This window comes from Staphylococcus intermedius NCTC 11048 (assembly GCF_002902385.1).
Lineage (GTDB): Bacteria > Bacillota > Bacilli > Staphylococcales > Staphylococcaceae > Staphylococcus > Staphylococcus intermedius.
On record NZ_PPQH01000052.1, the window covers coordinates 66214 to 76296 of the forward strand.

A 10083-nucleotide genomic window follows, 5' to 3' on the forward strand; every position below is an offset into this window, starting at 1 on the left:
ATTGTTTGTTTATAAATTTAGAGGAAGAATTAAAATAAGGACGTAAAAATAATGAAAACCAAGACTTTATCTAAAGGTCTTGGTTTTTTATTGCAATTAAAAAAACCCCACTGACACAGTAGGGTGTTAATGAAATATTACATTGACGCTTTAAGCTTGTTTTAACTTAACTATGTTTATTTAGAATGAAGTAAAACTTCAAAAATATAATATCATAAGTATTCACAATTATCAAATGATTTGCGATAATATTAATAAATAAATTAAATGGGGGTAAGTGTATTGGCTCATCAACCTTATATTTTAAGTCTTGATATTGGTACAGGTAGTGTTGGTTATGCATGCATGGATAAAACGTTTAATATTTTGAAATACTACGATAAAGATGCGATAGGTGTTTACTTATTTGATGGTGCTCAGACAGCTCAAGAACGACGACAGTTTCGAACAACAAGACGAAGAAATAATCGTCGTATTAAACGTTTAGGTCTATTGCAAGAAATATTAGCGCCTTTAGTTCAAAACCCTAATTTTTATCAATTTCAGAGACAGTTCACTTGGAAAAACGACAACATGGATTTTAAAAATAAAAGTCTCTCTGAGGTTTTAAAGTTTTTAGGCTATGCTCCTAAAAAATATCCGACGATTTATCATTTACAAAAAGCACTTCTATTAGAAGACAGGAATTTTGATCCAGAACTGATCTATATGGCATTGTATCATTTAGTGAAATATAGAGGGCATTTTCTTTTTAATCATTTAAATATCGATAATTTAAACGATAATAATAGTATGGACGATTTTGTAGAATTGATTGCGCTATATGAAAGTATCAATCATATTTCTTTGAATCTTGATTACGAGAAGATAAAAACAATCTATGAAATTTTACAAGATAATGAAATGACTAAAAATGATCGGGAAAAAGCGATTGGTAAAATTGAGAAAGCACTTAAACATTTTTCAAAAATGTTCTTAGGTCTTAAATTTAAAGAAGGAGATTTATTTAATCAAGCTGACAATGTAGAGGAATTAAAAGAAGCGAACCAAACGCATTCTTTTGCTGATAATTATGAGGAGAACTTAACGTCATTTTTAACGGTAGAGCAATTAGAGTTCATTGAGAATGCCAATAAAATCTATTTATCATTCACGCTTCAAGATATATTAAAATGGGATAAATCAGCGAATGACTCAAAAGACAACAAGTCAATGGCCATTTCAAAAGTAGCAGCTTACGATAAATTTAAAAATGAACTAAATCAAGTGAAAGATATTGTATATAAAGCGGATCCAACGAAAGTACAATTTAAAAAGATATTTGTTTCGAGTAAGGAAAGTTTAAAACAATATGAAGAAAAACCGAAAAAAGAAAATTTAAGCAAGCTCTGTTTATTCGATCAATATTTAATTCGTCCTAAAGCGCAATACAAAATACTGATTGATGAACTCAAAAAAATCATCCCTCAAGAGAGTCCATTATATTTTGAAGCGGAAAATGACACGTTGTTAAAAGTTTTAAATACGACAGATAATGCAAGTATTCCAATGCAAATCAATTTATATGAAGCAGAAACTATTTTGAGAAATCAACAAAAGTATCATGCTGAAATCACGGATGAAATGATTGGAAAAGTTTTAAGCCTGATTCAATTTAGAATTCCTTATTATGTTGGGCCGCTTGTTAACGACCAAACAACAGCAAAATTTGGTTGGATGGAAAGAAAATCAAATGAACCCATTAAACCATGGAACTTTGATGAAGTTGTAGACCGTTCGAAAAGTGCGACTCAATTTATTAGACGTATGACAAACAAATGTACATATTTAATGAATGAAGATGTATTGCCGAAAAATAGTTTATTGTATCAAGAGATGGAAGTATTAAATGAGTTAAATTCAATTCAAATTCGACAACAAACAGATTCAAAAAGTCGTAAATACAGATTGACACCTAAAATAAAATTATTTGCAGTAGAGCACATCTTTAAGAAATATAAAACAGTCAGTCATAGAAAATTTTTAGAAGTCATGTTGAATTCGAATCATCGTGAAAATTTTATAAATCACGGAGAGAAGCTGTCTATTTTTGGAACACAAGATGATAAGAAGTTTGTATCGAAATTGTCTTCCTATCAAGACATGACGAAAATTTTTGGGAATATTGATGATAAAAGAGCGCAAATTGAAGAAATTATTCTATGGATTACCATTTTTGAAGACAAAAAGATATTAGTTCAAAAATTAAAAGAAAATTATCCGGAGTTAACGTCCCAACAAATTAATCAATTGAAAAAGTTGAATTACTCAGGGTGGGGAAGATTGAGTGAAAGATTATTAACACATAACTATCATGACCATTCGATTATCGATTTGTTAAGAAATTCTGATGAAAACTTTATGGAAATAATCACGAACGATGTATATGATTTTCAGAGTTTTATAAAAGAAGAAAATCAGGTACGATCAAACAAAATTCAATACCAGGATATTGCGGATTTAGCAACTTCTCCAGCTTTGAAAAAAGGGATCTGGTCAACGATTAAATTGGTGAGAGAGTTGACTTCAATATTTGGTGAACCAGAAAAGATTATTATGGAATTTGCGACAGAAGATCAACAAAAAGGTAAAAAGCAAAAAAGCCGTAAGCAATTATGGGATGATAACATCAAGAAAAATAAATTAAAATCAGTGGATGAATACAAACATATTATTGACGTCTCTAATAATTTGAGTAATGAACAGTTACAACAAGAAAAGTTATGGTTGTACTTTTCCCAAAATGGAAAGTGTATGTATTCTGGGAAAAGCATAGATTTAGATGAACTATTATCTCCAAGTTCGACAAAATATTACGAAGTGGATCACATTATTCCACGAAGTTTTATTAAAGATGATTCCATCGACAATAAAGTTTTAGTGATTAAGACGATGAACCAAACGAAAGGGGATCAAGTTCCGTTACAATTCATCCAACGACCTTATGAAAGAATCGCTTACTGGAAAAGTTTAAATAAAGCGGGATTAATCAGTGACAGTAAATTGCATAAATTAATGAAACCAGAATTTACTGCAATGGACAAGGAAGGATTTATCCAGCGCCAGCTCGTTGAAACGCGCCAGATTTCGGTACATGTGAGAGATTTTCTTAAAGAAGAATATCCGAATACGAAAGTGATCCCAATGAAAGCGAAAATGGTAAGTGAATTTAGGAAGAAATTTGAAATTCCTAAAATACGTCAAATGAACGATGCACATCACGCGGTCGATGCTTATTTGAATGGTGTCGTATATCACGGAGCGCAACTTGCTTATCCAAATGTAGATTTATTTGATTTCAATTTCAAATGGGAGAAAGTTAGAGAGAAATGGAAAGCTTTAGGTGAGTTTAATACGAAGCAAAAGACGAGAGAACTGTTCTTTTTCAAACAGCTCGAAAAAATGGAAGTGAGCCAAGGTGAACGGCTTATTTCAAAAATCAAGCTGGATTTGAATCGTTTTAAAATCAATTACTCTAAAAAGTTAGCAAATATACCACAACAATTTTATAACCAAACAGCGCTATCACCAAAAACAGCAGAACTAAAATATGAATCTGATAAAAGTACAGATGCTGTTTATACGAGTCTCACTACTTATCAAACTTTTGTAGTTGCAATCAAAACAGCGACTAAAAAAGGCAAAGTGAAAATGCAATATCAAATAATTGATCATTATGTATTTGATTTTTATAAATTTACAAATGGTAATGAAAAAGAGCTCGCATTATACTTAGCGCGACGTGAGAATAAAGACGAGGTATTAGATGCCCAAATTGTTTATAAACTCAACAAAGGTGACTTATTGTATTTAAACAACCATCCTTGCTATTTCGTTTCAAGCAAAGAAGTGATTAATGCAAAACAGTTCGAGTTAACTGTTGAGGAACAACTTTCTTTATACAAGGCGATGAACAATAAAGAGACAAGTGTTGAAAAGCTAATCAAAACATATGATTTTATAGCTGAGAAGGTAATCAATGAATATCGCCATTATTTAGATAGTGAGTTAAAAGAGGAAAGAGTTCGGACACTTTTTTCAGAATCTCATCAAACGCATGAAGGCTTTATAAAAGCAATAGACGAATTATTTAAAGTCGTTACAGCATCGGCTGCAAGGTCAGAAAAAATTGGAAGTCGAAAAAGTGGTATGGGGAATCGTGCATTTTTGGGTAAAGAGAAAGACGTTAAAATCTCATATAAGTCAATTTCAGGTTTGAAAACAACGAAGCCTAAATCATTGTTTAAATTAGCGGAGTCTAGAAATGAGCTTTAGAACAGTAATCATAACAAAAGAATCGAAATTGTCACTCCGAATGAATCAATTGATCGTTAAAAATGAAAATTTAAGTCGAATTCCCTTAAATGAAATCTCGTGTCTAGTTATTGAGCACCCTAATGTTTCAATGACTGGGCATCTCATGAATGCGTTAAGTGATCGAAAGATTATAACCATTTTATGTAATACAAAGCATTTGCCGAATTCGCTTTTGTTACCACTATATGGTCATCATAGACAAGCGAGGCGCATTCAAAAACAAATCAACTGGCAAAATGAACGTAAAGCACAACTTTGGCAGTTATTGATTAAACATAAAATACTGAACCAAAAGCAAGTTGTTCAAGAATGTTTTAAAGAAAGTAATACACATTTATTTGACACGTTCGCGAATAGTGTAGCGTTAGATGATAGTACCAATCGTGAAGGACATGCAGCAAAAGTTTATTTTAATATCATATTAGATAATGGTCGTGCTAGAGGTGATGACAACGCTCAAAATGCAGCTATGGATTATGGCTATCAAGTATTATTAGCGATTGTAGCAAGAACGATTGTAAGCAAGGGCTATCTTACCGAATTGGGTATCAAACATCATAATGAATTCAATATTTATAATTTAGCTTCTGACTTTATGGAGATTTTTAGACCAATTATAGATTATTTGGTTTTAAAAAATGTAGCGCAACAATTTGGAACCGATCAAAAAAGAGCAATATTGAACATTTTAAATATAAAGCTAATGATTGACAACAGAAGATACTATTTTCTGAATGCTGTAGAAATATATGTAGACAGTTTGTTTAAATATTTGTCGACTGGAGATAAAGAAGCTATAAAAATACCAACTTGGACATATTAATTTAACATGAAGTTTTAGAAAGTAAAAAAATGATTATTAAGGGGATATGTGTTGAGGTGAGATATTTGAGATTAATTTTAATGTTCGACTTACCAGTAGAGACATCGAGTGAAAGACGCGCATATCGACAATTTGTTAAATTTTTAACGAATGAAGGATATGTGAGACTACAGTATTCTGTATATTGTAAGTTAATATTTAACAGTTCCACATTGAATCATCAAATGACTAAATTAAAAAGTATAGTCCCTTCAAATGGTATGGTGCAGACGTTGGTTGTAACAGAAAATCAATTTTCAAATATGAAATATCTGGTAGGAGCGCCACCAAAAGGGCAGATAGGTTTGAGTTCTGAAAGAGTGATTGAATTATGAAAATTGCGAGTCATATGACAGAGGTACTTGAAATTAAAGAAAGAAGTACAAATATTATAACTTTTGAAGATACTAATCTATGTGAAGCCTTTATACAAAACTTTACGGATTATATGATGAATAAGACTATTGAAGATAGTCAGTTTGCACATTTTATATCAGACGACTACGAGACGATGAGCCCGAAAAACTTTAATCCAATTATTTTAAATTGTGGAGACACAAATTTATTAGGTCAAAAATTGATAGAAGAAAAAGTGTATCAACGTTTTGAAGAGCAAATTATTAATTATGAAAAAGCGAATCATTCATTTTTAGAATTTGAACAAAGTCTAATGGGTTTAAAAAATTCTTTAGGGATATACGATGATGATTATCAAATAGAATTGCAGCCATCGATTTTGAAGCTGAGAAGACTTTTTAAGCTATTTGGGTTAGATTTTCATAATGAGCTTGAGGATTTAAACGAAATAAACAAAAGAAAAGTATTCATTGATCTGCTCATTCACTCAACAAAAGAAAACATTTTGATTGTATTATTTCCGGAGTCTCACCTCGGTATTCACGATATTAAAGTATTTATGCAACTTTTAAAGAAGTATCGTTTCACAACGATCGTCTTCACCAATCATCCTTCTATCATCATAAATGAAGAAAACATATTTCTTTGTAAAAGTAATAAAGCGTGTCATGACATAGAAAAAATAAAGGAAGAATTATCGTTATTAATTCCAGAAGAAATGGTAAGTCATCAATTGACTAATATGATTGCATATCACGAATTTTTAGGTGAAAACCTTTCTGAGTTTGAAAGATATTTTAAGTTTATAAACCATTACAATTAAGTTATACTTAATTCAATGATTGACAAGTAAGTAATGACTATGTGACTTACTTTGCGATTGAGTTGGGTAAGACGATTCCTCGTTTTTTATGTTTTACTACTTCTAATAGTGTGAAGCCTCAATTCTCTCCAGAATACAGTTAAGAATTTTGAGATTTGAGGTTTTAGCACTATGTTTATTTAGAAAGAAGTAAAACACGGCTACAGTTATGACGTCTTTATTAAAGTTTTAGCACTATGTTTATTTAGAAAGAAGTAAAACTCAACTCCCCTATTCATTTGAGCGATGTTGTTTTAGCACTATGTTTATTTAGAAAGAAGTAAAACTCTTTGTTGTATGTAATTTCTAATTTCCGTTTTAGCACTATGTTTATTTAGAAAGAAGTAAAACATCAAACTAAAATTTTCAAACGGTACTACAGTTTTAGCACTATGTTTATTTAGAAAGAAGTAAAACCTTGTTGCGTCTTTTCATTATTTACTCGCAGTTTTAGCACTATGTTTATTTAGAAAGAAGTAAAACAAATTGATGAGGACGTTCTTAAAGAATCTAGTTTTAGCACTATGTTTATTTAGAAAGAAGTAAAACTCTTTATTGTCGCTATGGTTTATGCACTTGTTTTAGCACTATGTTTATTTAGAAAGAAGTAAAACTAAGAAGCTTATGAAGCTTTACAAGGTGTTGTTTTAGCACTATGTTTATTTAGAAAGAAGTAAAACTTTAGTAGAAGTAAACGAAGCATATACGTCGTTTTAGCACTATGTTTATTTAGTAAGTATGACACCCCACTTTTAAATCAATTACGAACTATATTTACTGCCCTCACTATCTTTTAACTTCAATATAAAGGTATGGAGGGGCATTTTTATTTACGCGAAATGTCCACCAACGTCCCTTTTCCATCTCCATGTTATAATAGCCACAAATGCTCATTAAAACTCAAAAGAAGGTAGGGGAAATCTATGGAAGCAATTATTGCACGACAACCGTTCCAATTATCCGAGGGACAACAGTTTGAAAAGGTCGCACGTGATATACCTACACCAGAGGGACACGATGTTTTGGTAAAAGTCCATGTGACAGGGGTGAACCCGGTCGATACGAAAACGCGTCAAGCGCCTCTCAATGCGAAGGAACGTGTACTTGGCTATGATGCAGCAGGCGTAGTCGAAGCGGTTGGTGATGAAGTTACGGATTTCAAACCAGGTGACCGTGTGTACTATTCCGGCTCCAATCAACGTGATGGTTCCAATCAAACGTATCAGCTCGTAAATGAAAATTATATGGCGCATATGCCAGAAAAATTGTCTTTTGCAGAAGCGGCAGCGTTACCATTAACAGCGATTACTGCCTATGAAACATTGTTCGATGCCTTCAATATTTCTCCAGAGCCCCAAGCTAATGAAGGCAAAACGTTATTGATCATTAACGGTGCAGGCGGTGTTGGCAGTATTGCCACACAAATTGCGAAAGCGTATGGTTTGACTGTCATCACGACAGCATCTCGTCCGGAAACGATTTCGTGGTCTGAAAAAATGGGCGCTGATGTGGTGTTGAACTATAAAGAAAATCTTGTTGAACAATTTGACGTCCAAAATTTATCACGTCCGAATTACATTTTTTGTACATACGATACAGACCATTATTACGATGTGATGATCGACTTAATTCAGCCAAGAGGTCATATCGCAACGATTGTGGCGTTTAAGCAAAATCAAGATTTGAACGCTTTGAAACAAAAAAGTATTACGTTCACACATGAATTTATGTTTGCACGTGCGATACATGGTGTGGATGAATATATGTACCGTCACTATTTAGAAGATGTCACAGCTAAAGTTGATGCTGGTCAATATCAAACAACTTTAAATTCAGTAATGAAAGGTTTGACACCTGAAAATGTTTTTAAAGCGCATGAAATGATGGAAGCCCAATCCCATATCGGCAAACTTGTAATTGAAATTGTTGAATAAATTGTGTGAAAGAGGGAATGTGACTGTTAACTAACGATTAAGGGGAAGTTAAAGTCATGAAACAATTAGAGAAAAAGAAACATGTAAGTGCTGTTTTTTGGATTTCGTTATTGTTATGTAGTTTGTTTGTGCTCCTCGGGGCAATTTTTCCGAAACAAATGGAAAAAATGACCCAAGCGATGACGGCATGGATTGGCCAAAATTTTAGTTGGTACTATCTACTCTTGTTATTGGCGATTTTTCTGATTTGCGTCTATTTACTCTTCTCAAGATACAGTCAGATTACGCTAGGCGAAGAAGGAGAAGAACCTGAGTTTTCACTAAAATCTTGGTTTGCGATGTTATTTAGTGCAGGGATGGGTATCGGATTAGTATTTTGGACGACAGCCGAACCGATTTCACATGCCTATAAAGCCACACCGATTCATAAGGCAGGCACACAAGCAGCGATTGACGACAGTTTGCAATTTGCCTTTTTCCACTGGGGCATTCACGCTTGGGCGGTTTACGCGATTGTTGCACTTGCTTTTGCCTACTTCAACTTTCACAAAGGCTATCCTGGTTTAGTGAGTGCAACATTAACACCGCTATTTGGAGAAAAGCGCATGCAAGGTCCGTTTGGTAAATTGTTAGACATTCTTGCGATTATTGCGACCGTGACAGGGGTGTCTGCAACATTAGGTTTCGGTGCACTTCAAATTAGTGAAGGTTTAAATTTCTTATTTCACATTCCATCTAACTTAACGACTCAAATTTTAATTATCATCATTGCGACAGCCTTGTTCATTTGGTCGGCTTGGTCTGGGCTCAGCAAAGGGATTAAAACATTAAGTAATATCAACATGGTTCTTGCGTTTATTGTCCTTGTTGTTGTATTTGTCATTGGACCGACGCTTTACATATTGAACATGTTTACGAATAGTTTAGGGAATTATATTGCACACTTTTTCGATATGAGTTTACGTTTAACGATTAATAACCCAGAAAAGTCACAATGGATTCAAAACTGGACGGTCTTTTATTGGGCATGGTGGATTTCATGGGCACCATTTGTGGGCATTTTCATCGCACGTGTTTCAAGAGGGCGGACGATTAAGGAATTTATTGTAGGTGTGTTATTCGTACCATCATTTGTCTGCTTCATTTTCTTTGCAGTATTTGGTGCATCAGCCATTTATTTACAAGATCAAGGTATTGCGGATATCGCAGGTGAAGCGATTGAAACAGCGACCTTTGCGACGTTGGAACATTTTCCACTTGGCTTTGTCATGAGTATTGTCACTTTAGTCGTCGTCATGATTTTCTTCGTGACGTCAGCAGACTCAGCGACATATGTGCTCGGTATGCTCAGTACAAATGGTGACAATGATCCCGGTGCTTGGGTGAAAGTCAGTTGGGGTATCATGCTCGCGCTTTTCGCATTGATTATGTTATTGACAGGTGGCACACAAGCGATTCAAAACCTATTAATTATAGCAGCACTTCCGTTTTCCTTTGTCATCATCTTTATGGTGTGGTCATTATTCAAAGCACTTGCCGAAGAACGCCCACGACTCAGTAAAAGAAAATAATGATGAAATATCAAGAAGTGAAATTGTTGAACAACAGTTTCGCTTCTTTTTCTTTTGTATTGAATTAGAAAAATTGACTGTGGTGCATTGTTTCTTTTAAGTAAAACAGGTTGAATCTAATCTTGTAAAAAAGTTTAATAT

6 protein-coding genes and 1 CRISPR repeat array are annotated in these 10083 nt (G+C 33.4%); all 6 genes read left to right on the plus strand.

Features of this window, described 5'->3' with window-relative positions:
* Nucleotides 1–282: 282 nt before the first annotated feature.
* Nucleotides 283–4314, plus strand: a complete 4032-nt coding sequence (gene cas9, locus CD138_RS11410; RefSeq protein ID WP_019167918.1) for a type II CRISPR RNA-guided endonuclease Cas9 — start codon at nt 283–285, stop codon at nt 4312–4314.
* Nucleotides 4304–5179: a type II CRISPR-associated endonuclease Cas1 gene (gene cas1 / locus CD138_RS11415; protein WP_019167919.1), complete on the plus strand. Its 876-nt coding sequence runs from the start codon at nt 4304–4306 to the stop codon at nt 5177–5179. Before cas9 ends, cas1 begins: the two co-directional genes overlap by 11 nt.
* Before the next feature lie 80 nt (nt 5180–5259).
* Entirely contained in the window at nt 5260–5553 is a 294-nt protein-coding gene (cas2, locus tag CD138_RS11420) for a CRISPR-associated endonuclease Cas2 (RefSeq protein ID WP_033193795.1), read from the plus strand.
* On the plus strand, nt 5550–6398 hold the full coding sequence (locus CD138_RS11425; protein ID WP_019167921.1) for a hypothetical protein: 849 nt from the start codon (nt 5550–5552) through the stop codon (nt 6396–6398). Before cas2 ends, CD138_RS11425 begins: the two co-directional genes overlap by 4 nt.
* Nucleotides 6399–6558: 160 nt before the next feature.
* Nucleotides 6559–7183: direct repeats of the CRISPR family, unit length 36 nt; unit sequence GTTTTAGCACTATGTTTATTTAGAAAGAAGTAAAAC.
* Nucleotides 7184–7360: 177 nt separating this feature from the next.
* Nucleotides 7361–8371, plus strand: a complete 1011-nt coding sequence (locus tag CD138_RS11430; protein WP_019169142.1) for a zinc-binding alcohol dehydrogenase family protein — start codon at nt 7361–7363, stop codon at nt 8369–8371.
* A gap of 56 nt (nt 8372–8427) precedes the next feature.
* Nucleotides 8428–9942: a BCCT family transporter gene (locus CD138_RS11435; RefSeq protein ID WP_019169143.1), complete on the plus strand. Its 1515-nt coding sequence runs from the start codon at nt 8428–8430 to the stop codon at nt 9940–9942.
* Nucleotides 9943–10083 lie beyond the last annotated feature (141 nt).

Excerpts from the sequence above, each read along its gene's own strand:
- cas1 (WP_019167919.1), top strand. The coding sequence starts at position 4,304 with ATGAGCTTTAGAACAGTAATCATAACAAAAGAATCGAAATTGTCACTC.
- cas2 (WP_033193795.1), top strand. The coding sequence starts at position 5,260 with ATGTTCGACTTACCAGTAGAGACATCGAGTGAAAGACGCGCATATCGA.
- CD138_RS11425 (WP_019167921.1), top strand. The coding sequence starts at position 5,550 with ATGAAAATTGCGAGTCATATGACAGAGGTACTTGAAATTAAAGAAAGA.
- CD138_RS11430 (WP_019169142.1), top strand. The coding sequence starts at position 7,361 with ATGGAAGCAATTATTGCACGACAACCGTTCCAATTATCCGAGGGACAA.
- CD138_RS11435 (WP_019169143.1), top strand. The coding sequence starts at position 8,428 with ATGAAACAATTAGAGAAAAAGAAACATGTAAGTGCTGTTTTTTGGATT.